We start from the raw sequence: 21,296 nt of genomic DNA, 5'->3' as shown, positions 1-21,296 counted from the left end.
CACTCAGCTGACGACGCACTCCCCGCTGACCATCCCGCAGTTGGCCGCCGGCGCGCCCCTGCCCGTCGCGGTGAACGACACCTCGGCCGTGGCACCGACAGGCAGCTGGGCCGACAGGTCGAGGATCAGCAGGTCACCGTCCTGCGTCCAGTCGGCGCCCCGGACGTCCACGACCCTGCCCTCGACCGGGACCGAGACCGTGGGGTTCCGCAGCGTCCCCGCCGAGGTGTTGGACAGGCGCAGGTTGACCGCATACGTGGTCATCCGCTGTCTGATGGTCTGCTGGACGTTCACCGAGCCCGTGCCGGCGGGCGGCGAACCGAAGGATCCCTCGTCGTCCGTGGGATCGGGGGCGCTGGTGGTGGTCGGCGCGGCGCCGATGTCGGCGTCCACGGAGGAGGGCTCGTCGAGTGGCGTGTCCTGAGGAACGCTCTCATCGTCCGGCTCCTGCACCGGCTCCTGCGGGGGCTCCTTGGCCGGCTCCTTCGACTTCTTCACCCTGGTCTTGGTGGGCGTCGGCTTGGCCTGCTCGGTGTGGCGCGGGCGGGCTTGGTACGTGACGGTGGGCGTCGGGGTCTCTGCCGGTCCGGTGTCCTCCACCGGCTCCTCCGAGGGCTCCTCTTCCGGCTCGGTCTCCTCGACGGGAGGCTGGGAGACCTCCGGTCCCGGCCGGTTGGTGGCGCCCTGCACGGCCGCGCACGTGGTGTCCGCGCACTTGTCCGTGCCGCCGGAGGTGCTCATGAACTTGACGCCCGCCACGGTGCCGCCGAGCACGACGGCCACGGCGGCGACGGACAGCAGCGCGACCCGGCCCTTGCCGCCGCTCGACGAGGCGCCGGAGAGCAGCTCGTCGTCGCGGCGGCCCTTGCGGCGGCCGCGACGGTCGCGGGGCTCCTCGGGCCCGGCGGGGCCGGAGTCGGCCGACCAGCCGGAGCCCAGGAAGCCTGTCTCCGTGTTGGCCCAGGCCGGCGCCTGCGCGGCGGTCGGCGCTCCGGCCACCTTGACGTCGCCGGGCTCGGGCGGGCCGCTGCTCGGGGCAGGGCCGGAGGGCGCGTCGAATCTGGCGGTGCGGTCATCGGGCTCGCCGGAGAGCCCGGAGCGATCCGCGGCCCCGTCGAAGAACGCGGTCCGGTCGTCCTGGCCCCCGAACGGCCCGGACCTGTCGTCCGGCGCGAACGGATCAGAAGGACCCCCGGAGGCGCCGAACGGGCCGGGCGGGTTCGCAGGGCCGCCGAACGGCTGGTGGGCCTGGTCGCCGAACTGCCCGCCGTCCGCGGGACGGCTGAAGGCGCTCGCGTGGCCCGACCCTGGGGCTCCCGGAGCCGGCATGCCGGGGTGGCCGCCGAACACGGCCGTCTGGTCGGCGGGATCGCTTCCAGGTCCTGCGCCAGGTCCGTTGAAGGGCCGGTCGGCGGGCGGGCCCCACTCGGACGGGCGGGCGAACGCGCCCGTCGTCTCCATCGGCCCGGCCTCCTCGATCCCCTGTCCCTGAGGTGGCTGGAACGGGCTCCTGGAGCCGGTGGCCGGTGGGAATCCGCTGGCGGCGTCGGCGGGCAGCGCGAAGGCTCCGGTGGTCTCGAACGGCTCGGACTGCGGCGTGCGCGGCGGCGGTGCGTCCGTACGCCGTGGCATGGGAGCCCACTGGCCCGTCACCTCGGGTTGGTCCGGCAGGGAAGGCCAGCCTGGCTGGTCGACCTCCTCGTCAGGACCCCAGAATGCGCTGCCGTTCCCCCGTTCGTCCCCGTCTTCGGATCCACCTGTGCCGTGGCGGCCCATGGCTGCCCTTTCTCCCGGTTACAGTGGCCGCCAATCTTCATAACACCTTCACTACGCCGCTGTCACAACAATCCCGTTAGTCACGGCCTAAATCCGGAAACTTTCACGCAAATCGGGACAAGTAGTCACTCAAAGTGATCCCAGCCTCGTCGCCCGACCTTCCGGCCATGCACCACGACGCCGGCGCCTTCGACCACGCGGCCCACGACCTGCCACGACTCCGGCAGGCGTACCTCTGGGGGGAAGACCGCCGCGAGCGCGTGATCCTCACCGCCCGTGAGCACCCACTCCAGCGGATCGGCCCCCATCTCCTTCGCCGCCACCGCGACGGGCTCCGCCACGGCGAACGCCTGCGGATCGAGCTCGATCCGCACCCCGCTGGCCTCGGCGACATGGCCGAGGTCCTGCAGCAGCCCGTCACTGACGTCGAGCATCGCGCCGGCACCCAGCTCGGCCGCCCGCGGCCCCATCGCGTACGGAGGTGACGGCCTGCGGTGCGCCGCCACGACCTCCTCCAAGGCCGCGGAGCCGGCCGGCAGGCCCTCCTCCAGCAGCGCCCATCCGGCGGCCGCGTACCCGAGCCGGCCCGTCACCGCCACCACGTGCCCGGGCCTGGCCCCCGAGCGGAGCACGGGAGCGCGCCCCTGCAGATCGCCCAGCGCGGTCACCCCGATGACGACCTGGTCACACCGGGTGACGTCACCTCCGGCCACGCTGGCGCCGACCACGGCGCACTCGTCGCGGAACCCGTCGGTCAGCTCGTCGAGCCAGGCCAGGGGCAGGTCGGCGGGGATGCCGAGCCCCACCACGATCGAGGTGGGGACAGCGCCCATGGCCGCCACGTCGGCGAGGTTCTGGGCCGCGGCCTTGCGGCCCACGTCATAGCCGCCGGACCAGTCGCGGCGGAAGTGCCGGCCCTCCAGCAGCAGGTCGGTCGAGACCGCGACACGCCTGTCGGGCGCGGCCACCACGGCGGCGTCGTCACCCGGCCCCACCATCACCGCCGCACCCTGGGGAAGGCGTGCGGTAATACGATTTACCACACCGAATTCGCCGAGATCTCCGACTGTGATGACGCACCTCCTGACGCACACAGGGTACGGTTACCCATCGGCGTGATCCAATCGCCCGGGAGGACGTAATGGTGCAGGCCTACATCCTTATTCAGACCGAGGTAGGCAAGGCCGCCGCCGTGGCCCACGAGATTTCCGGCATTCCCGGGGTCACTCAGGCGGAAGACGTGACAGGGCCCTACGACGTGATCGTGCGCGCCGAGGCCAACAACGTCGACGAGCTGGGCAAGCTCGTCGTCGCGCAGATTCAGGCGGTGGAAGGGATCACTCGTACCCTGACGTGTCCGATCGTCCACATCTGAAGGCAGTCGTCGCATGCGTGCCGCCGCCGTCCTGCTCGTTCTGCTGACGCTCGCCGGGTGCGGCACGGTGCAGGTCGATCCGCCCACGCCGCGGGGGGAAGCGGTGGCCGCGTGCGACAAGCTGGCCGGGCTGCTGCCCGAGACCCTCGACGGTGACGAGCGCGGCACGTCCACGCCTGAGTCACCGTACGTCGCCGTGTGGGGGGAAGGAACCATCGCGCTGCGCTGCGGGGTGGGCCGCCCGGCAAGGATGGCGCCCACCGACCAGCTCCAGGAGATCGGCGGCGTGGGCTGGTTCGCCGATCCGGAAAGGCCCACGTTGTTCACCGCGGTGACCGACACCGCGTACGTCGAGGTCACCGTCGGAGGCGAGCACGTGCCGGCCGAGGTGCTCGCGGACCTGTCGAAACCGATAGCCAGGACGTCGGCCCGCTGACCGCGCGATCGTTCAGCGAAGCCCTGCCGGCCGGGCCAGCGCGAGCTGGATGAGCCGGTCGACCAGCGCCGGGTAGGACAGGCCCGAGGCGGCCCAGAGCTGCGGCGCCACCGACAACGACGTGAACCCCGGCATGGTGTTGATCTCGTTGAAGACGAGCCCGCCCTCGGGCGTGTAGAAGAAGTCGGCCCGCGCGAGCCCTTCGCAGTCGAGCGCCTCGAACGCGCGCACGGCCATCGCCCGAAGCTCCTCGGCCGTCTCGGCCGGGATGTCGGCGGGCACGGTCAGCGACATCTGGTCGGGATAGTATTTCGCCTCGAAGTCGAAGAACTCCTGCCCGCCCTCGACCCTGACCTCGCCGGGGATCGACGCGGCGGCCGGCTCGTCACCGGGCGACTCCAGCACCGCGCACTCGATCTCGCGGCCGGCGATGGCGGCCTCGATGAGCACCTTGGGGTCGTGCTGCCTGGCGGCCTCCACCGCCGCCTCCAGCTGGGACCGGTCGGACGCCTTGGAGATGCCCTGCGAGGAACCGGCCCTCGCGGGCTTGACGAACACCGGGAAACCGAGCGCCTCGGCCTCCTTGACCACGCGCTCCCGGTCGAGCCGCCAGTCGCGGTCGCGGACGACGACGTGACGGCCGACGGGCAGCCCCGCGGCGGCCATCACGGTCTTCATGTGAGCCTTGTCCATGCCGACGGCGCTGGCCAGCACGCCCGAGCCGACGTAACGCACACCGGCCATCTCCAGCAGGCCCTGGATCGTGCCGTCCTCCGCGAACGGCCCGTGCATCACCGGGAACACCACGTCGACCGAGCCGAGCTCCACGGGGATGCTGCCCGGATCGTAGGCCACCAGCGCGTTGCCACCCGACGGCAGCGCCAGCGCCGCGCCCGCGCCGTCGACGACCGGAAGCTCGCCCGACTCGATGGCGAACCGCTGGTCGGACGTGGCCAGCACCCACCTGCCGTCCTGGGCGATCCCGATGGGGATCACCTCATATTTGCTCCTGTCGATCGCTTCCAGAACGCTGCCCGCGCCCATCAGGGACACGGCGTGCTCAGAATTGCGACCTCCGAAAACGACGGCGACGCGTGGCTTGCTCATGGTGTCCGAATCTACCGGGGTGTCCCTGTCACAGCGAGCTGAGCACGCCGCAATCAGGCCTTTCTCTTATACGCCGTAACGCTCGGGTTTGGGCGAGCGCGACATCAGCAACATGCCCGCCTCCGCCGGCGACATGCCGTCGTGCACCACTCCGACGACGACCTCGGTGATCGGCATCTCCACGTCGTGCTTCCTGGCCAGCTCCAGCACGGACTCGCAGGACTTCACGCCCTCCGCCGTCTGCTTGGTGGCGGCGACGACCTCGTCGAGCGTCATGCCCCTGCCGAGGTTCTCGCCGAACGTACGGTTACGCGACAGCGGCGACGTGCACGTGGCCACGAGATCACCCATCCCGGCCAGCCCCGCGAACGTGTGCGCGTCGGCGCCGAGCGCCGCACCCAGCCGGGAGATCTCCGCCAGCCCTCTGGTGATGAGCATGGCGCTGACGTTGTCGCCCATGCCCATGCCCGCCGAGACGCCGACGGCCAGCGCGATCACGTTCTTCACCGCGCCGCCCAGCTCCACGCCGACGACGTCGGGATTGGTGTACGGGCGGAACCAAGGCGGCAGGTGGCAGGCCGACTGGAGACGGGCGGCGACGGACTCGTCGGCGCATGCGACGACGGTGGCGGCGGGCTGGCGCATGGCGATCTCCTTGGCCAGGTTGGGCCCGGAGATGACCGCGACGCGCTCTTCCGGCACCTCGGCGACCTCACGGATCACCTCGCTCATCCGCTTGGTCGTGCCCAGCTCGATGCCCTTCATCAGGCTGACCAGCACCGCACGGGGCGGGAGGTGCTCGCGCCAGCGGGCCAGATTGGGCCGCAACTGCTGCGACGGCACGGCCAGCACCACGAAGTCGGCCCCGTCGAGGGCCCGCGCGGCGTCGGTCGTGGCGCGCAGCGTGGCCGGCAACTCGATGCCCGGCAGATAGTCGGGGTTGCCGTGATCACGGTCGATCGCCTCGACCAGCTCTTGCCTGCGCCCCCACAGCGTGACCTCGTTGCCGGCCTCCGCCAGAATCATGGCGAACGTCGTGCCCCACGAGCCCGTGCCGAAAACGGCCACCTTTGTCATGCCATCACCGTCCGGCGGGATCGTAGGGGGTTTCCGGCGCCTTCTCGCCACGCAGCTCCGCGAGCTGCACGGTGATCGCCGCCATGATGTCGGCCGTCGCCTCGCGCAGCACGGCCGCGTGCGGTGGCCGGCCCGCGTACTTCGACAGATCGACCGGCGGACCCACGCTCACGCGGAACGTCTTGCGCGGGAACAGCCTGGGCTTCTTCTCCCCGTAGGGGAGCAGCTCATGCGCGCCCCAGTGGGCGACCGGGATGACGGGCGCGCCGCTCTGCAACGCCAGCCGGGCGGCACCCGTCTTGCCCACCATGGGCCACAGGCCGGGGTCGCGCGTGCAGGTGCCCTCCGGGTAGAACATGATCGCGCACCCGTCGGCGAGCCGCTCGGCCGAGACCTGCAACGATCTGGCCGCCTCGTTGCTGCCGCGGTCGACCGGGATGGCCAGCAGCGCCGCCACGGCCCGGCCCAGGAACGGCACTCTGAACAGCGCGGACTTGGCGAGGATTACCGGCCAGCGCCCGTTGTTGTAGAGGAAGTGCGACAGCAGAACAGGGTCGGCCCAGGAGAGATGGTTGGTCGCGATGATCACGCCGCCGGTGCGGGGAATGCGCTCCCCGCCGCGCCAGTCCTTCCTGACCAGGAGCCGGGAGAGCGGTTTCACCACGACTACGGCCAGGGTTTCCCAGAAACGCGACGGTCGCGTGGGGCGGCTCATGGTCTCCTCCAACACCTGCGGGATGCGCCCCAAGTCTCCCTGCTGGCTGCTCGGGATGTCGAGGTGGGGGGTGCGGGGGCGCGACGCTCAAGGTTCCGGCTTCCTCCCCACGCCTAGCGGCGGGGGATTCCCACCTTCACCGCGACGTTCTTCACACCGGACTCCACCCCGGCCACGGCGCCCGCGGCCGGGCCCGGCCGGGACCGCGAACCTGCACGGCGAGCGGGACGTGCCGGCGGCCGTCGGGACCGCGGGAGACGGTCACCGTGGACGGGTGCCGCCAGGCGAGTGTCCGGTTCCGCACCGCGCGGACGCACCCGAACGTGCGACCGAGCACCGCCGCCTGCTCGGGACCCGGGTAGGCCCGACACTTGTCCGCCGTCCGCACACCCGGGATCTTAGCGGGCAGAGCCGCTCCCGCTTAATCGTGCTCCGCCTAGATGGCGAACTGACGTTCCCCGCGCCACCACGCGGCGGATCCGCTTTCCTCCCCGCGGCCGAAGCCGGGGGTCTCCAGCGAAGGAGCAGCATTGACGAGCATCCGGTGGTCACTGGTGATTCCGGTGAAGACGCTGGTCGCGGCGAAAACCCGGCTCGCCGCGGCGACAGGGCCGCACCGCACCAGACTGGCCGTGGCCGTCGCCTGCGACACCGTGGCGGCGGCGCTCTCGTGCCCGCGGGTGGCGAGGGTGATCGTGGTGACCGCCGACCCGGCCGCCGCGGGCCCCCTCGCCGGGCTCGGCGCCGAGGTCGTGCACGACCCTGATCGCGGGCTGAACACCGCGCTCCGCACCGGAGCCGCCCATGCCGTACGCGTCGCGCCCGGCGACGCGGTGGGCGCGCTCCAGGCCGACCTGCCCGCCCTGCGGCCGGCCGAACTCGGCCTGGCGCTGGAGGCGGCGGCCGAGTTCGACCAGGCGTTCGTGCCCGACGCGCTCGACGTGGGGACGACCTTCTACGGAGTGCTTCCCGGGACGCCGTTCACCCCGAGGTTCGGCGGGGAGTCGCGGGCCAAGCACCTGGCCACCGGCGCCAAGGAGCTGGCCGTGCCGGGGATCGACTCGGTGCGCCGCGACGTCGACACACCCGACGACCTGCGCGCGGCCGTCGCCCTCGGGCTCGGCAGGCACACCGCGGCGGTGGTCAAGGAGTTGTGGCCGGGCACATGAATGTGGCGTGCCGGCCGGAGCGGCGCCGGGCACATGACCGGGCGGTCGTCAGGGAGTGGCGGCCGTCCTCATGATGGCGGGCGCGGTGACCACCGCCAGGTGCGACAGGCCCAGCAGGGCGATGCCCGCGGCGAAGACCGCGTACCCGCCGAGCCACTCCCCCAGCGCGCCGCCGGCCAGCCCGCCCAGCGGCACGACGCCCCACATGAGGAAGCGCATGCTGGCGTTGACCCGGCCGAGCAGGTGTCCAGGGGTGATGCGCTGGCGGTAGCTGAGCTGGGCGATGCCGAAGATCGCGCCGGCCACGCCGAACAACGACGCGGCCACCGGGAAGACCAGCAGCCGCCAGCCAGGGCCGGTGGCCAGCGCGGGCAGGTAGAGCACGGTGGCCAGCGCCGCGGAGCCGTACAGGGTGCGGCCGGTCCCGAAGCGGGCCGTGACGCGGGCCACCAGCGCGGCGCCCGCCAGGGAGCCCACGGCGGCGGCCGACAGCAGCAGGCCGTACTGCGCGGAGCCGACGCCGAGCTCCTTGACCAGGTAGAGGGGCAGGCCGACGAGGCAGATGGAGTTGGCGGTCATGGCCAGCGCGCCGCCCGCAGCGATCCTGCGCAGCACGGGCTCGCCCATGACGAATCTCAGGCCCTCCACGACCTCGTGGCGCAGGGACCGTTCGCTTCGCCGCACCGTCTCCTCCGCCCGCACGCCCGCCAGCAGGAGCGCTGAGACGAGATAGCTGACGGCGTCGGCGAGGAGAGCGATCGGGGCGGTGAGCGCCGCCACCGCCCAGCCGCCGACGCCTGGCCCGGCGAGCAGGGAGACGTTCTTGGTGATCTCGAGTACGCCGTTGCCACGTTCGAGCCGCTCCTTGGGCACGATGGCGGGCAGCAGGCTCATATGGGCGACGTCGAAGAACACCGTGCCGGCGCCGAGCACCAGCGCGACGACGTAGAGCTGGGGCAGCGTGAGCACGCCCAGCCAGGCGGCCACGGGGACCGAAAGGAGCGCCGCTCCGCGTACGACATCGGCCCAGATGATGATCGGGCGGCGCCGCGACCGGTCCACCCACACGCCGGCGGGCAACCCGATCAGGAGGAACGCGAGCATCTGGGCGGCCGACAGCAGGCCGAGATCGAAGGCGCCGGCGTCGAGCGTGAACAGCGCGGTCAGCGGCAGGGCCACCACGGTGACCTGGGTGCCCATCTGGGTGATGCCGTTGGCCCAGGCGAACAGCGCGAAGTCACCTCGATGTCTCATGACGGGCGATCCTCGCGACCTGCGCGGGCGGAGACAAACGATTATTGGACCGCCTGGCGTGGCCGCCTTAGGCTGGTCCTCGTGCAGGCGACGGTGCGGAGTTACGACGAGGCCACCCGCTCTGGCACGGTGTTCCTCGACGACGGGACGGTGCTGGAGTTCGGCACGCCCGCCTTCGACGCGGGGCCGTTGCGGCTGCTGCGCTCGGGGCAGCGGGTCAATCTCGCGATGTCCGGAGGCGAGATCACTTACATCACGCTCTCCACTTTCCCGGTGCCCGGTGCTTAAATGCGGACGCCCGGGCCGGACGGCCCGGGCGTGGTCCGCTGAGTTTACTTTTTCTTGCCGATTTTCTTGCCGCCCTCGTTCACCAGCTCTTTGAAATCGGAGCCGGGACGGAACTTCGGCGCCCAGCTCTCCGCGACGTTGATTTCCGCACCGGTCGACGGATTGCGCGCCGTGCGGGCGGGCTTGTTCACCATCTCGAACGCGCCGAAGCCCGTGATCGAGACCTTGTCGCCGCTGGCCACGGCCTTCTGGATGGCGTCGACGACCGCGTTCACGGCCTCGGTGGCCGTCTTCCTGTCGCCCACCCGATCCGCGATGGCCTCGACGAGTTCACGCTTGTTCATGAAAGTCCTGCTCCCCCAGTTACGGCTCGGGGCTCCAGTTTACGTGTTTGACGGAGAAACCCCTTACGGGCTCGAAAGTAGGCGGGATCGCAGGGGAACTCAATCACCGGGCGCGTTTTCCGCACTTCGTGGCGTGTCGGGAAGCTCGTCAAGCGAGGCCAGAAACGCGTCGAGGCGCAGCGCAGCCCTTTTCCGATCGTGCTTCGCAAGGTCACAAATCGACAGATAGCGGCGCGCTATCCGTTCCTTGTCGGCGGCGGGGAGCATGCGGACGCGGCGGTGCGCCTCGCGCAACCGCCGCGCCAGTTCGTCGTCTTCTAGACGGTCGTCGGCAGCCATGGCTGCCGACCATTCTCGTATGCCGCCACGTCGCCGGCGTGACGCAGGGTCAGCCCGATGTCGTCGAGGCCCTCCATGAGCCGCCAGCGGGTGTAGTCGTCGATCTCGAAAGCGATGACCTCGTCCGCCCAGCGGACCTGGCGTTCCCGCAGGTCGACGGTGATCTCGAGCTTCGGGTCGGCCTCGACCGCCGACTGCAGGTCCGCCACCTTGTCGCCGGGCAGGACGACCGGCAGCAGGCCCATCTTGGTGGAGTTGTTGCGGAAGATGTCGCCGAACCTGGCGGCGATCACGACGCGGAACCCGTACTGCTGGAGCGCCCAGACGGCGTGTTCGCGCGAGGAGCCGGTGCCGAAGTCGGGGCCGGAGACCAGGATCGAGGCGCCCTCGTGGGCGGCGTCGTTGAGGACGAACTCGGGGTCCTCACGCCAGGCCGCGAACAGGCCCTTCTCGAAGCCGGTGCGGCTGACCTGCTTGAGCCAGACGGCCGGGATGATCTGGTCGGTGTCGACGTTGCTGCGGCGCAGCGGCACCGCCGTGCCGGTGTGGGTGGTGAAGGCTTCCATCGATTTTCCTTACGGGTCTACAGGTCTGAAGGTCTACGCGGGAAGGGCCGGCGAGGCCGGCTCCGGCTCACCGCGGCCGCGTCAGAGGTCGGCGGGAGCGGTGAGGCGGCCGGTCACGGCGGTGGCGGCGGCGACCTGAGGCGACACCAGGTGGGTGCGGCCCCCCTTGCCCTGGCGGCCCTCGAAGTTGCGGTTGGAGGTCGAGGCGCTGCGCTCGCCCGGCTTGAGCGTGTCGGGGTTCATGCCCAGGCACATCGAGCAGCCGGCCTCGCGCCACTCGGCGCCCGCGGCCTTGAACACCTCGTGCAGGCCCTCCTGCTCGGCCTGCAGCTTGACCTGCATCGAGCCGGGGACGATCAGCGTGCGGGTCTTCACCTGGCGGCCGCGCAGGACCTCGGCGGCCGAGCGCAGGTCCTCGATGCGGCCGTTGGTGCACGAGCCGACGAACACCGTGTCGACCTCGATCGCGCGCAGCGGGGTGCCCGCGCTGAGGCCCATGTAGTCGAGCGCCCGCTCGGCCGCCGAGCGGGCGACCGGGTCGGCGAAGGAGTCGGGGCTCGGCACGGACTCGGCGAGCGGCAGGCCCTGGCCAGGGTTGGTGCCCCACGTGACGTAGGGGGTCAGCGTCGAGGCGTCGATCTCCACGACCTTGTCGAACACGGCGTCGTCGTCGGTGCGCAGCGACTTCCAGTATTCGACGGCCTGGTCCCACGCCTCGCCCTGCGGCGCGTGCGGGCGGCCCTTGAGGTAGGCGAACGTGGTCTCGTCCGGCGCGATCATGCCGGCGCGGGCGCCTGCCTCGATCGACATGTTGCACACCGTCATGCGGCCCTCCATGGAGAGCTTGCGCACCGCCTCGCCGCGGTATTCGACGATGTAGCCCTGGCCGCCACCGGTGCCGATCCTGGAGATGATCGCCAGGATCAGGTCCTTGGCCGTGACGCCGGGAGGCAACTCGCCCGAGACCTCGATGGCCATCGTCTTCGGCCGGTAGGCGGGCAGCGTCTGGGTGGCCAGCACGTGCTCGACCTCGGAGGTGCCGATGCCGAACGCGATGCCGCCGAACGCGCCGTGCGTCGAGGTGTGGGAGTCGCCGCAGACGATCGTCATGCCCGGCTGCGTCAGGCCGAACTGCGGCCCGATGATGTGCACCACGCCCTGCCCGGCGTCGCCCATCGGGTGGAGCCTGATGCCGAACTCGGCGGCGTTCTTGCGCAGCGTCTCGACCTGCTTCTTGGACACCGGGTCGGCGATCGGGCCGAGCACGGTCGGCACGTTGTGGTCTTCGGTGGCGATCGTGAGATCGGGACGCCGCACCTTCCGGCCGGCGAGACGGAGCCCGTCGAACGCCTGCGGGCTGGTCACCTCATGGATGAGGTGCAGGTCGATGTAGAGCAGGTCGGGCTCGCCGTCGGCGCGCCTGACGACGTGCTGCTCCCAGACCTTCTCGGCCAGTGTGCGGCCCATGTGATCTCCTCCTGCATAGAGCGATGCGACGCATCGCGGCTCAGTCGCTCGGATCCGGTCTCTTCCCTTGTCGCTGGGGTCGCCCCGCTCCCTGCGCTCCTCAGTCCAGAGACCGGCGCTCCCTCGCGGGAGAACCTTTGTGACTTGCCTTCTCATATGTCGAGACGGCAGTATCGTCCTATGGACAACTCTAGCGGAGTCGGAGTACTCGACAAGGCAGTTCTTGTACTCAATGCCCTCGAAGCGGGACCCGCTTCACTGGCGCAGCTCGTCCAGGCCACCGGTCTGGCCCGTCCCACGGCCCATCGGCTGGCCGTCGCACTTGAGCACCACCGCATCGTGACCCGCGACACGCAGGGCCGTTTCGTGCTGGGCCCGCGGCTCTCCGAGTTGTCCACCGCGGCCGGCGAGGACCGGCTGCTGGCGGTGGCCTCCCCCGTGCTGATGCAGCTCAGGGACCTGACCGGGGAAAGCGCGCAACTCTATCGCCGCCAGGGCGACGAACGCGTCTGCGTCGCGGCGGCGGAGCGGGCCAGCGGCCTGCGCGACACGGTTCCCGTGGGCTCGGCGCTGCCCATGACGGCGGGCTCGGCAGCGCAGATCCTGCTCGCCTGGGAGGAGCCCGACCGGCTGCACCGCGGGCTGCGCGGCGCCAAGTTCACCGCCGCCACGCTCGCGTCCGTCCGTCGCAGGGGCTGGGCCCACAGCGTCGGCGAGCGGGAGCAGGGGGTCGCCAGCGTGTCCGCCCCCATAAGGGGCAGTGGAGGCAAGGTGATCGCGGCCGTGTCGGTCTCCGGGCCCATCGAACGGCTCACGCGAGCCCCCGGGCGGTTGCACGCGGTGCCCGTCATGGCGGCGGCCGAACGCATTACCGAGGCGATGCGCCGCACGTCATGATCGGCTGTCATGATCGGCGAAACCAGGTATTTCTGGGGCCGACAGCCTCGCGGGCGCACTAGCCTGAGTGCGTGACAGATCGCATCGAGGTAGCCGCCACTGAGCTGCGACCCCTGCTCGAAGAGTTCATCATGTGGGCGCGCGCGAACGCGCCCGGAAGCGACCCCGAGCTCGTGGGGCCTGCCGCACTCTGGCACCGTCTCGCCTTCTCGCAGGACCTCGGCACGTGGAAGCGTGCCGACCTGCGCAACCTGCTGCTCGACCGCATGCCCAAGGTCGTGGAGGATCCCGACGCCGCCGCCGACGGGATGCTCCCGGCCGTGGACGCGTACCTCACGTTCCTCTCTCAGACCGGCAGGCTCGCCAAGGGCTCCGACTCCCTCGCCGATCTGCAGGCCGAGCTCGACGACGTCGAAGACGAGTTCGTCGACCTGATGGAGGAGCTGATCGACGACGGCGAGGGCGAGGAGGACGAGGAGACCGGCGACCTCGGCGACTTCGAGATGTTCGCCGACGAGCTGGCCGAGCTCGACACGATCAGGCTGCGGCCCGACACCGAGCTGGCCGCGGCCGCCCGCGAGGCGCCGCTCATCGCCAAGGCCCGCGACCTGGCCGTGTGGGTGGGCTCGGGCCGGCGCGTGGGCGAGGAGACCCTGCTCAGCGACACCGAGGTGGAGGAGGCGCTGGCGGCCGTCGGGTTGCCCAGGCCGGAGACCGAAGGCCCGGTCGCCGAGGCCGTCCCCTACCTGTGGAACATCTGGAACCTGGCCGTCGATCTGGAGTTCCTCGAGCCGGGCGACGCCAACACGGTGGCGGTCCAGGACGACACGTCGGAGTGGCCGTTCGACGACGACGAGGACGTGCTCGACGCCTGGATGCTCGGGCTGCACTCGGTCGACTACGGCGACCCCGAGCTCGACGACGACGATCTCACGATGGCGCTGGCGGGCCTGACCCGCGGCCTGCTGGTCAGGCTCCTGCTGGCCGGCGGCTCACGTGACCTCGACGAGCTGAGCCAGGAGCTGGCGGAGGCCGCCGCCGACCTCGACGAGCTCGGATCGGACGCGTGGGAGGCGGCGGCCGACCCGCTCGCGCCCCCGATCGACTGGCTGATCGGCTACGGCATGGTGGAAGTCGACGGCAAGACCCTCAGGCTCACGCCGCTCGGCACCGAGGGGGTCGTCCACCTGGTCGACGACGCCGACATCGAGGTCGACGCCAGACCGGCGATCGAGTCCATGAGCGCCCACGAGCTGCTGGCGCTCAGCGCCGAGCTGCCCGAGGACGAGGCCGACACCGAGTTCGCCGCCTGGATGCGGCTGCGCGAGCCGGGAAAGGCCGCCGAGGAGCTGCTGGAGGCCGCGGGCGAGGACGAGAGCGACGCGCTGATCAGGGTGCAGGCGGCCAGCGTGGTCGGCACCCTGGGCGAGGCCGCCATCCCCGCCTGGCGGGAGGCGCTCAAGCAGCCCACCCTGCGCCCTTACGCCGCCACCCACCTCAGCCAGCTGGAGGTCGAAGGGGCGCCTGAGCCGACGCAGGACGACACGCACTGGCTGATCCTCGACATGTGGACCATCTCGGCCGGGCTGGGCCGGTCGGAGTTCGTGAGCAGCTTGCAGGACATCGGCCCCGACATGGTCGGCAACCTGCTGGAGGTGATCTGGAAGATCCCGCACGCGCACGTGGAGGAGCTGCTGGATCTGATCTCGCAGGTGCATCCGGACAAGCAGGTGGCCAAGGCCGCCCGGCGCGCCCTCTTCAAGGCCCGCTCCCTGTGATCTGACCACTCGGGGCCCGTCCGCGGCGCGTTTCGCGATCGGCGGCGCGGGCCCTCTGGTCGATTCGGCGCGAGCGCCTTCGCCATCCGCGCGTGTCGCGATCGGCTGCACGGGCCTTCCCGGTCGTGCGGCACGCGTGGCTGGGCCATCGTTTCCGGCGCGGCACCGCGCGTGGTGTTCCGTCGCGGGTTGCTGCTGGACGATCAGGCTGCGGCGCCGTGCGTGGCCGGGCTCCTCCCACCCTTTACGCTGACGGCGGCCGCCCCCACCCGCCGCACGGGGTCGGCGCCCGTCCAGGGGAACGCTCCCGCGGCTCGCAGGGCCGGGCGCCGTGACGTGCGCGCTGTGGGCCGATCGCGCGAGAGCCGGCGACCGGCGAAGAACCCCGGCAGCGGTAACCGTGCGGGACAGAAGGTGGGCCGGCCTCGGCCTCACCCGCGACCTGCCCGAGGGCGGCGCCATGCGGTTCTGGATGGGAAGAACCCCAGTAGCGGAAACCCTGGCGGAAAAGAAAAACTCCGGAGCGGAATCGCGCCGGAGCGGTGATGCAGACGTAGTCCCGACCGGATTCGAACCGGCGCTACCGCCTTGAGAGGGCGGCGTCCTGGGCCACTAGACGACGGGACCTTCGCTGGCTTGTGACAGTGGTAGTCCCGACCGGATTCGAACCGGCGCTACCGCCTTGAGAGGGCGGCGTCCTGGGCCACTAGACGACGGGACCCTGTCCACAAGCTGATGTGCCGGGCTTCCCCGGCGACGCGCGTAACTCTACCGCACCCCGGAGACCACAACCAAACCACTTAGCGGCCCATCAGATCGGGCCTGTAGTGGCGAACCCAGTCGCCCATCCGGCCGCGCTGCCACAGCGCGTCGAACTCGCCGAGCGGGATCGTCACCTCCGGACGGCCCGTCGCCGGGTCAACGGGGACGCGGGACAGCCGGTCGCGCATCCAGCCGGGGATCCGGGGCGGGACCGCGCGCTCGCCCCAGCCGATGAGCCCCACAGAGCGCAGCGCCTGCGCGCGCACCCGCACCCCACCCGGCCGGCCGACTCTCCTGGGGTTGGCGAGCTGGGTGTCGACGACGTCGATCCGGGTGATGTCGGGCCAGCGGAGGTGCACGCGGAAACCGAGCGAGTCGGTCAGTTCGACGCCTTCCGCGGTGAAGCGGACGACGGTGCCCGAGCTCATGCGGCGGTGTTTGGCGACGAGGACGGCGAGCAGGCCGCCGGTGGCCAGGGCACCGATGGCGATGCCCAGCAGGGTGCTGCCGGTGAAGATGGCGCCGAGCAGCAGGATGACGACGAAGAAGAGCACGAGGAGTGCGGCGAACGGGGCGACGAAGCGGGGCAAACTGCCCGCGCGAATGCGAAATTCCTCCATAAATCGGGCGACTCTACCGCACCGGCTTGGCGCCTCATTGGTCTCTCGTCGCTCCCTCGACCGGCACCTCCTCGACCGGCACCATGCCACGCCATCACGACGGCTGATCCGTCAGCCGTTGAGCAGTCCGCGGCGGTAGGCCTCGGCGACGGCGGAGGCGCGGTCGCGGACGTCGAGCTTGGCGTAGACGTGCAGCAGATGGGTCTTGACGCTGGCCTCGCTGATGAACAGCTCGGCCGCCGCCTTCTTGTTCGTCGCTCCCCCGGCCACCAGGCGCAGCACCTCGAGTTCGCGCTTGCTCAGCCGGCCCCGGGTGGGCCTGCGCAGGTCGCTGGCCAGACGGCCGGCCACGGAGGGCGCCAGCACGGTCTCTCCCTCGTGGGTGGCGCGGACGGCTCGGGCCAGCTCGTCGGGCGGAGCGTCCTTCAGCAGGTAGCCGCTGGCTCCGGCTTCGAGGGCGGGCAGGACGTCGGTGTCGAACGTGGTGAGCACCAGCACCCGCGGCCCGGTGCCGGAGAGCTCGCGGATGGCGGTGACGCCGTCCATGCCGGGCATGCGCAGATCCATGAGGACGACGTCCGGCCGGAGCTCGGCGGCCAGGCGCACGGCCTGCGCCCCGTCGGCCGCCTCTCCGACGACCTCCATGTCGGGCTCGCCGCCGAGAGCCGCGCGCAGGCCGTCGCGCACGATCGGATGGTCGTCGGCTATCAGCAGCCTCAGCCGCATCGTGTTCCCTCCGTGAGGTGGTCGTCCGCCGTCAACGTGCGTCACCCTGCCCGGCCGGCGGGATGGCGGGCACGGACACCGCGACGGCCGTGCCCTGTCCTGGCTCGGACTCGATCGCCAGCGTGCCGCCCACGCCGTGTGCCCGCCGGCGCATGCCGTCGAGCCCGAACCCGTCAGCGGGCGTCTGCGGGTCGAAGCCGGCTCCGTCGTCCCGGACGTCGAGAAGCACGGATTCGTCGGTGTAGGAGAGCGTGAGGGCCGTTCTGGTGGCGCGTGCGTGCTTGGCGACGTTGGCCAGCGCCTCCTGGGCGATGCGGAACAGCGCCGCCTCCACGTCGGCGGCAAGCGCGACCGGGGTGCCGGTGAGCTCCAGGGCGAGGCCGACGCCCGACGACTCGGACCAGGACCGGGCCATGCGGTCGACGGCCTCGGGCAGCCGGGAGTCCTCCAGCGACTCTGGGCGCAGCGCGCGTACGGACCTGCGGGCCTCGGACAGGCTGCGGCGGGCCAGTTCGGCGGCCTGGTCGAGGTGGCGGCGGGCCGGGCCGTCGCAGACGCGGGCGGCGGCGTGGATCTGGCCCATCAGCGCGACGAGGTCCTGGGCGACCGTGTCGTGGATCTCGCCGGCCATGCGGTGCCGCTCGTCCAGCACGCCGGCGCTCCTGGCCTGGTCGAGCAGGCGGGCGTTCAGCTCGGCGTTCTCGTCCATGGCGGCGCGCAGCCGCTCGACCAGGCGGCGGCGTTTGTCGTGCTCGGCGGAGACGTACCAGCCCGCCAGGGCCAGCGGCAGGGCCACGGCGGCGATCACGCTGAGCAGCGAGGCACGGGCGCCCGGGCTCGCCTGTGCGGCCAGGCTGACCACGGCGGTCACCGTCACGCCCAGCATGACCAGCCGGGCGGGCAACATCCCGATGGCGAGCGGGTAGCCGACGGAGGCGAACACCGTGAAGGCGGCGTGCTCGGCGGCCAGCGCCCCCGCGAGGGCGATGAGCACCAGGAAGTGCCCCACGACGAGCGCGCGGTGCGTGTCGCGGTGCGTATGGAGCCAGGCGATCGGCGCCAGCCACACCGCGGCGGCCGGCACGAGCACGGGCCAGCCCGGCCACCGCGCCGGGGTGTCGCCGCCCATGACGGCGGCCGCGATCGCGGAGACCGCGAGCAGTGCGTAGGCGAGCGCCAGATAGACCCAGCGCTCGCGCCCGTCGAGCCGGCTCATGGGTCAAGCCTGGCACGACATCAACCGATCGGTGGATGCCGGGCATCGGCCGCACGTCGAGCCCGGCGGGCGATGTGCGGGCCCGGCACGCTCAGGGAGCATCGCCTCATGAGCAATCCGAGCAGACGAAAGATGATCCAGTACGCCGCGGTCGCGGGCGCGAGCGCCGCCACCGCGACGGCCGGCGCCAGGGTCGCGCCCAAGCGCAAGGAGGTGACCACGTTCGTCTTCGTGACCGGCGCGAACGGCACGGCCGCGGCCGACGCCGAGCTGACGATGCGCGGCCACCGTTCCGTGGGCGTGAGCCTGCCCGGGCACGGCCCCTCCGAGCAGTTCACCCGCGCCTACCAGACGCCGCAGGACCTGAACAAGCTGGCCACGATGCCGTCGCCGGTGGCGGGCGTGACGCTGGACGACTACGTCGAGGCGACGGTGAACACCGTGCGCAGGGTCTCCCGGTACGGGCCGGTGATCCTGGTCGGCGGCAGCCTGGGCGGCGCGGCGATCACGAAGGCGGCCGACGAGGTGCCCGACCTGATCGACCGGCTCGTCTACGACACGGCCTACTGCTGCACCGACCTGAAGTCGCCGGCCGAATATCTGGAGACGCCCGAGGGCAAGCCGAGCCTGACGGGCAACATCGTGCCGGGCGTGATCGCCGATCCCCGGGTGATCAAGGCGATCCGCGTCAACTGGCGCTCGAACGACAAGAAGTTCCTGGACGGCGTCAAGGCGGCGTTCATGGCCGAGGCCGACGACGGCGAGTTTCTCGCGATGCTGAACTCTCTGCTGCCCGACGAGTCCCTGCAGGTGCCGAACGCCGACAGCCGGGGGCACAAGGACAAGTGGGGGCGGGTGCCCCGGGTCTACATCCGGCACTCGCGCGACCGGGTGATCCCCATCGCCCTGCAGGACCGCATGATCAGGGAGGCGGACGCCGCGACGCCGAAGAACACGTTCAAGGTCTTCACGGTGAACACCTCGCACGCGCCGACCGCCAAGGCGTATCAGCAGATCAGCGAAATTCTGCACCGGCTGGCGAAATAGAAAAAATGGACGCCTCACCGGGAGGCGTCCACCAAATGCTGGGGTACCAGGACTCGAACCTAGACTAACTGAACCAGAATCAGTCGTGCTGCCAATTACACCATACCCCACCGGGGCGAACCCTCTCGGGCGCGCTTCGGCGATGTCCGAAAGAATAGCCCAGCCGGAGGGCTAAGACCAAAACGAACGGCCAACCCGTCCTCCGCTGCCTGCGGCACCGGTCCGGTCATGCCAAGCTGAAGGGGACAAAACACCACGTGGAGGAGCCCGAGCGTTGGCCGAGAATCCGTTCTTCGCCCCTAGTGATCTGCCCTACCAACTGCCGCCGTTCGCGGACATCCGCGAGGAGCACTACGTTCCCGCTTTCGAGCGCGGCATGGCCGAGCAACTGGCCGAGGTCGACGCGATCGCCGACAACCCCGAGCCGCCGACCTTCGACAACACGATCGCCGCGCTCGAACGATCGGGGCAGATCCTTGATCGCACGGCCACGGCCTTCTCCAGCATTGCCTCCTCCAACTCCACCGACGGCATCATGGAGATCGAGAAGCAGATCTCCCCCCAGCTGACCAGGCACAGCGACGCGATCCGGCTCAACCGGGCGTTGTGGGCGCGCATCAAGCAGGTGGCCACGGACGACCCGGAGGAGTCCTGGCTGCTGGAGAAATACCGCGACGACTTCATCAGGGCGGGCGCCGACCTGTCGGAGACCGAGCAGGGCCGGCTGCGCGAGCTCAACGAGGAGTTGTCGAAGCTCTCCACGGAGTTCGCGCAGAGCCTGCTGAAGGCGTCGACCGAGTCGGCGCTGGTGGTGACGGACCGCAAGGAGCTCGACGGCCTCGACGAGGCCAAGATCGAGTCGCTGCGCAGGGACGACGGCACGTACGCCCTGCCGCTGCTCAACTACACCAACCAGCCAGGCCTCGCCCAGCTCACCAACCGTGACGTGCGCCGCAGGCTCTACGAGCTGAGCGTGGGCCGGGCGCCGGGCAACTTCGACCTCGCGGCCAGGATGGCGGCGCTGCGCGCCGAACGGGCGGCGCTGCTCGGCTTCCCCAACCACGCCGCCTACACGGTGGCCGACCAGACCGCCAAGACCGTCGAGGCGGTCGAGGAGATGCTCGGCCAGCTCGTCGGCCCGGCGGTGCGCAACGCGTACAAGGAGGCGGAGGCGCTGGCCGAGCAGGCCGGGTTCGCGATCGAACCGTGGGACTGGTCGTACTACTCGGAGAAGGTCCGCAAGGCCCGCTACGACTTCGACGGCGCCGCGATGCGGCCCTACTTCGAGCTCGACCGGGTCTACCGCGACGGCATCTTCTTCGCCGCCGGCAGGCTCTACGGGGTCACCTTCACCGAGCGGCCCGACCTGAGCGGCTACCACCCCGACGTGACCGTCTTCGAGGTGTTCAACGAAGACGGGAGCCGGCTGGGGTTGTTCGTGCTCGACCCTTACGCCAGGGCGGGAAAGCGCGGCGGCGCGTGGATGAACAACCTGGTCGACCAGTCGTTCCTGTTCGGGCAGCCGCCCGTGGTGATGAACAACCTCAACATCACCAAGCCCGCCTCGGGGCCGACGCTGCTGACGTACGACGAGGTCAACACGGCCTTCCACGAGTTCGGCCACGCGCTGCACGGGCTGTTCTCCCACGTGCGCTACCCGCGCGTGTCCGGCACCAGGGTGCCCCGCGACTTCGTGGAATATCCGTCGCAGGTCAACGAGATGTGGGTGACCTGGCCCGAGGTCCTGGCCAACTACGCCAAGCATCACGAGACGGGCGAGCCCATGCCGGCGGAGCTGGTGGCGAAGCTGACGGCCGCGTCGACGTTCAACCAGGGCTTCAAGACCGTCGAATATCTGGCCGCCACGCTGCTCGACTGGGCCTGGCACAAGCTGACGCCGGGTGAGACGGTCGACGACCCCGAGGCGTTCGAGGCCGCCGCGCTGGAGGCCGCGCAGGTCGCCATGCCGGTGATCAGGCCGCGTTACCGTACGAACTACTTCGCGCACATCTTCGCCGGCGGCTACAGCGCCGGCTACTACTCCTACATCTGGAGCGAGGTGCTCGACGCGGAGAGCGTCGAGTGGTTCACGGAGAACGGCGGGCTCACCAGGGCGAACGGCGACCATTTCCGCCGCGAGCTGCTCTCCAGGGGCGGGAGCATCGACCCGCTGACCGCGTTCGGCAACTTCCGCGGCCGCGAGCCGAGCATCCAGCCGCTGCTCGCCCGCCGCGGGCTCGTCTAGCCGCGGCGCGCAGTGGGCCTGACCGTCCCGGGGGGCCCCCCCGTCTCCCTCCCTCCCGCTCCCCACCCCCAGCAGCACAAAGGGGGGGCGCC

At 70.9% G+C, this 21,296-nt stretch carries 21 protein-coding genes, 3 tRNA genes and 1 pseudogene; 8 read left to right on the top strand and 17 right to left on the bottom strand.

Annotated elements, in window-relative coordinates; genetic code table 11:
* Positions 1–3 precede the first annotated feature (3 nt).
* Both ACZ6SA_RS41200 and ACZ6SA_RS41195 read right to left on the bottom strand, forming a co-directional pair.
* Complete coding sequence (locus ACZ6SA_RS41200) at positions 4–1,632, bottom strand: hypothetical protein (RefSeq protein ID WP_465834404.1); 1,629 nt, start codon at positions 1,630–1,632, stop codon at positions 4–6.
* 269 nt (positions 1,633–1,901) lie between these two features.
* Entirely contained in the window at positions 1,902–2,849 is a 948-nt protein-coding gene (locus tag ACZ6SA_RS41195; protein WP_465834514.1) for a thiamine-phosphate kinase, read from the bottom strand.
* Between the two features lie 68 nt (positions 2,850–2,917).
* On the opposite strand from ACZ6SA_RS41195, the gene ACZ6SA_RS41190 reads away from it, so the two are divergent.
* On the top strand, positions 2,918–3,151 hold the full coding sequence (locus ACZ6SA_RS41190) for an Lrp/AsnC family transcriptional regulator (protein WP_132503568.1): 234 nt from the start codon (positions 2,918–2,920) through the stop codon (positions 3,149–3,151).
* A gap of 13 nt (positions 3,152–3,164) precedes the next feature.
* Positions 3,165–3,587, top strand: a complete 423-nt coding sequence (locus ACZ6SA_RS41185; RefSeq protein WP_347645298.1) for a DUF3515 family protein — start codon at positions 3,165–3,167, stop codon at positions 3,585–3,587.
* A 12-nt stretch (positions 3,588–3,599) separates the two neighbouring features.
* Here ACZ6SA_RS41185 and ACZ6SA_RS41180 read toward each other — a convergent pair whose 3' ends face one another.
* From ACZ6SA_RS41180 to ACZ6SA_RS41165, 4 genes and pseudogenes are all read right to left on the bottom strand, one after another.
* A complete protein-coding gene (locus tag ACZ6SA_RS41180; protein ID WP_465834401.1) occupies positions 3,600–4,694 on the bottom strand; it encodes a D-alanine--D-alanine ligase family protein in 1,095 nt (364 codons plus the stop codon).
* Between the two features lie 66 nt (positions 4,695–4,760).
* Positions 4,761–5,771, bottom strand: coding sequence for an NAD(P)H-dependent glycerol-3-phosphate dehydrogenase (locus ACZ6SA_RS41175; protein ID WP_347645302.1), 1,011 nt, complete (start codon positions 5,769–5,771; stop codon positions 4,761–4,763).
* A gap of 4 nt (positions 5,772–5,775) precedes the next feature.
* Positions 5,776–6,486: a lysophospholipid acyltransferase family protein gene (locus ACZ6SA_RS41170; RefSeq protein WP_347645304.1), complete on the bottom strand. Its 711-nt coding sequence runs from the start codon at positions 6,484–6,486 to the stop codon at positions 5,776–5,778.
* Between the two features lie 274 nt (positions 6,487–6,760).
* Positions 6,761–6,874: pseudogene (locus ACZ6SA_RS41165) on the bottom strand (helix-turn-helix domain-containing protein); the annotation flags it as partial.
* Positions 6,875–7,016: 142 nt separating this feature from the next.
* On the opposite strand from ACZ6SA_RS41165, the gene cofC reads away from it, so the two are divergent.
* On the top strand, positions 7,017–7,655 hold the full coding sequence (cofC, locus tag ACZ6SA_RS41160; protein WP_443154784.1) for a 2-phospho-L-lactate guanylyltransferase: 639 nt from the start codon (positions 7,017–7,019) through the stop codon (positions 7,653–7,655).
* 48 nt (positions 7,656–7,703) lie between these two features.
* Here the strand turns inward: cofC and ACZ6SA_RS41155 are convergent, their stop codons facing one another.
* On the bottom strand, positions 7,704–8,909 hold the full coding sequence (locus tag ACZ6SA_RS41155; RefSeq protein WP_347645307.1) for an MFS transporter: 1,206 nt from the start codon (positions 8,907–8,909) through the stop codon (positions 7,704–7,706).
* Between the two features lie 81 nt (positions 8,910–8,990).
* Between ACZ6SA_RS41155 and ACZ6SA_RS41150 the strand changes: the two genes are divergently transcribed.
* Positions 8,991–9,197, top strand: a complete 207-nt coding sequence (locus ACZ6SA_RS41150; RefSeq protein WP_347645309.1) for a hypothetical protein — start codon at positions 8,991–8,993, stop codon at positions 9,195–9,197.
* 44 nt (positions 9,198–9,241) lie between these two features.
* Here the strand turns inward: ACZ6SA_RS41150 and ACZ6SA_RS41145 are convergent, their stop codons facing one another.
* From ACZ6SA_RS41145 to leuC, 4 genes are all read right to left on the bottom strand, one after another.
* Positions 9,242–9,541, bottom strand: a complete 300-nt coding sequence (locus tag ACZ6SA_RS41145; protein ID WP_132334500.1) for an HU family DNA-binding protein — start codon at positions 9,539–9,541, stop codon at positions 9,242–9,244.
* 99 nt (positions 9,542–9,640) lie between these two features.
* Positions 9,641–9,880 carry an SCO5555 family protein gene (locus tag ACZ6SA_RS41140; protein ID WP_347645311.1) on the bottom strand — a complete coding sequence of 80 codons (240 nt, stop codon included), beginning with the start codon at positions 9,878–9,880 and terminating at the stop codon, positions 9,641–9,643.
* Positions 9,859–10,446, bottom strand: a complete 588-nt coding sequence (gene leuD / locus ACZ6SA_RS41135) for a 3-isopropylmalate dehydratase small subunit (RefSeq protein ID WP_347645312.1) — start codon at positions 10,444–10,446, stop codon at positions 9,859–9,861. The genes ACZ6SA_RS41140 and leuD overlap by 22 nt, the downstream gene beginning before the upstream one ends.
* An 81-nt stretch (positions 10,447–10,527) precedes the next feature.
* Complete coding sequence (leuC, locus tag ACZ6SA_RS41130) at positions 10,528–11,913, bottom strand: 3-isopropylmalate dehydratase large subunit (protein WP_347645313.1); 1,386 nt, start codon at positions 11,911–11,913, stop codon at positions 10,528–10,530.
* 180 nt (positions 11,914–12,093) lie between these two features.
* Between leuC and ACZ6SA_RS41125 the strand changes: the two genes are divergently transcribed.
* Entirely contained in the window at positions 12,094–12,810 is a 717-nt protein-coding gene (locus tag ACZ6SA_RS41125; RefSeq protein ID WP_347645314.1) for an IclR family transcriptional regulator, read from the top strand.
* Positions 12,811–12,881: 71 nt separating this feature from the next.
* The gene (locus tag ACZ6SA_RS41120; protein WP_347645315.1) at positions 12,882–14,588 is read left to right on the top strand and encodes a hypothetical protein; all 1,707 of its coding nucleotides are present in this window, start codon (positions 12,882–12,884) and stop codon (positions 14,586–14,588) included.
* A gap of 554 nt (positions 14,589–15,142) precedes the next feature.
* Here ACZ6SA_RS41120 and ACZ6SA_RS41115 read toward each other — a convergent pair.
* The 5 genes from ACZ6SA_RS41115 to ACZ6SA_RS41095 form a co-directional block, all read right to left on the bottom strand.
* Positions 15,143–15,215: transfer RNA gene (locus ACZ6SA_RS41115), tRNA-Glu, on the bottom strand.
* 18 nt (positions 15,216–15,233) lie between these two features.
* Positions 15,234–15,309: transfer RNA gene (locus tag ACZ6SA_RS41110), tRNA-Glu, on the bottom strand.
* 79 nt (positions 15,310–15,388) lie between these two features.
* Complete coding sequence (locus tag ACZ6SA_RS41105; RefSeq protein ID WP_347645317.1) at positions 15,389–15,970, bottom strand: hypothetical protein; 582 nt, start codon at positions 15,968–15,970, stop codon at positions 15,389–15,391.
* A 111-nt stretch (positions 15,971–16,081) separates the two neighbouring features.
* Positions 16,082–16,696, bottom strand: coding sequence for a response regulator transcription factor (locus ACZ6SA_RS41100; RefSeq protein WP_347645319.1), 615 nt, complete (start codon positions 16,694–16,696; stop codon positions 16,082–16,084).
* Positions 16,697–16,727: 31 nt separating this feature from the next.
* Positions 16,728–17,912 carry a sensor histidine kinase gene (locus ACZ6SA_RS41095; RefSeq protein WP_465834394.1) on the bottom strand — a complete coding sequence of 395 codons (1,185 nt, stop codon included), beginning with the start codon at positions 17,910–17,912 and terminating at the stop codon, positions 16,728–16,730.
* Between the two features lie 108 nt (positions 17,913–18,020).
* On the opposite strand from ACZ6SA_RS41095, the gene ACZ6SA_RS41090 reads away from it, so the two are divergent.
* Positions 18,021–18,959: an alpha/beta hydrolase gene (locus ACZ6SA_RS41090; RefSeq protein WP_347645323.1), complete on the top strand. Its 939-nt coding sequence runs from the start codon at positions 18,021–18,023 to the stop codon at positions 18,957–18,959.
* A 38-nt stretch (positions 18,960–18,997) separates the two neighbouring features.
* On the opposite strand, the gene ACZ6SA_RS41085 is transcribed toward ACZ6SA_RS41090, so the two are convergent.
* A tRNA-Gln gene (locus ACZ6SA_RS41085) sits at positions 18,998–19,069 on the bottom strand.
* Positions 19,070–19,233: 164 nt separating this feature from the next.
* Here ACZ6SA_RS41085 and ACZ6SA_RS41080 point away from each other — a divergent pair.
* A complete protein-coding gene (locus tag ACZ6SA_RS41080; RefSeq protein ID WP_347645325.1) occupies positions 19,234–21,204 on the top strand; it encodes a M3 family metallopeptidase in 1,971 nt (656 codons plus the stop codon).
* The last annotated feature ends 92 nt before the right edge of the window (positions 21,205–21,296 follow it).

The sequence above is a fragment of the Nonomuraea sp. NPDC049378 genome, assembly GCF_055586745.1.
This window is presented reverse-complemented; position numbering and strand designations above follow the sequence as displayed.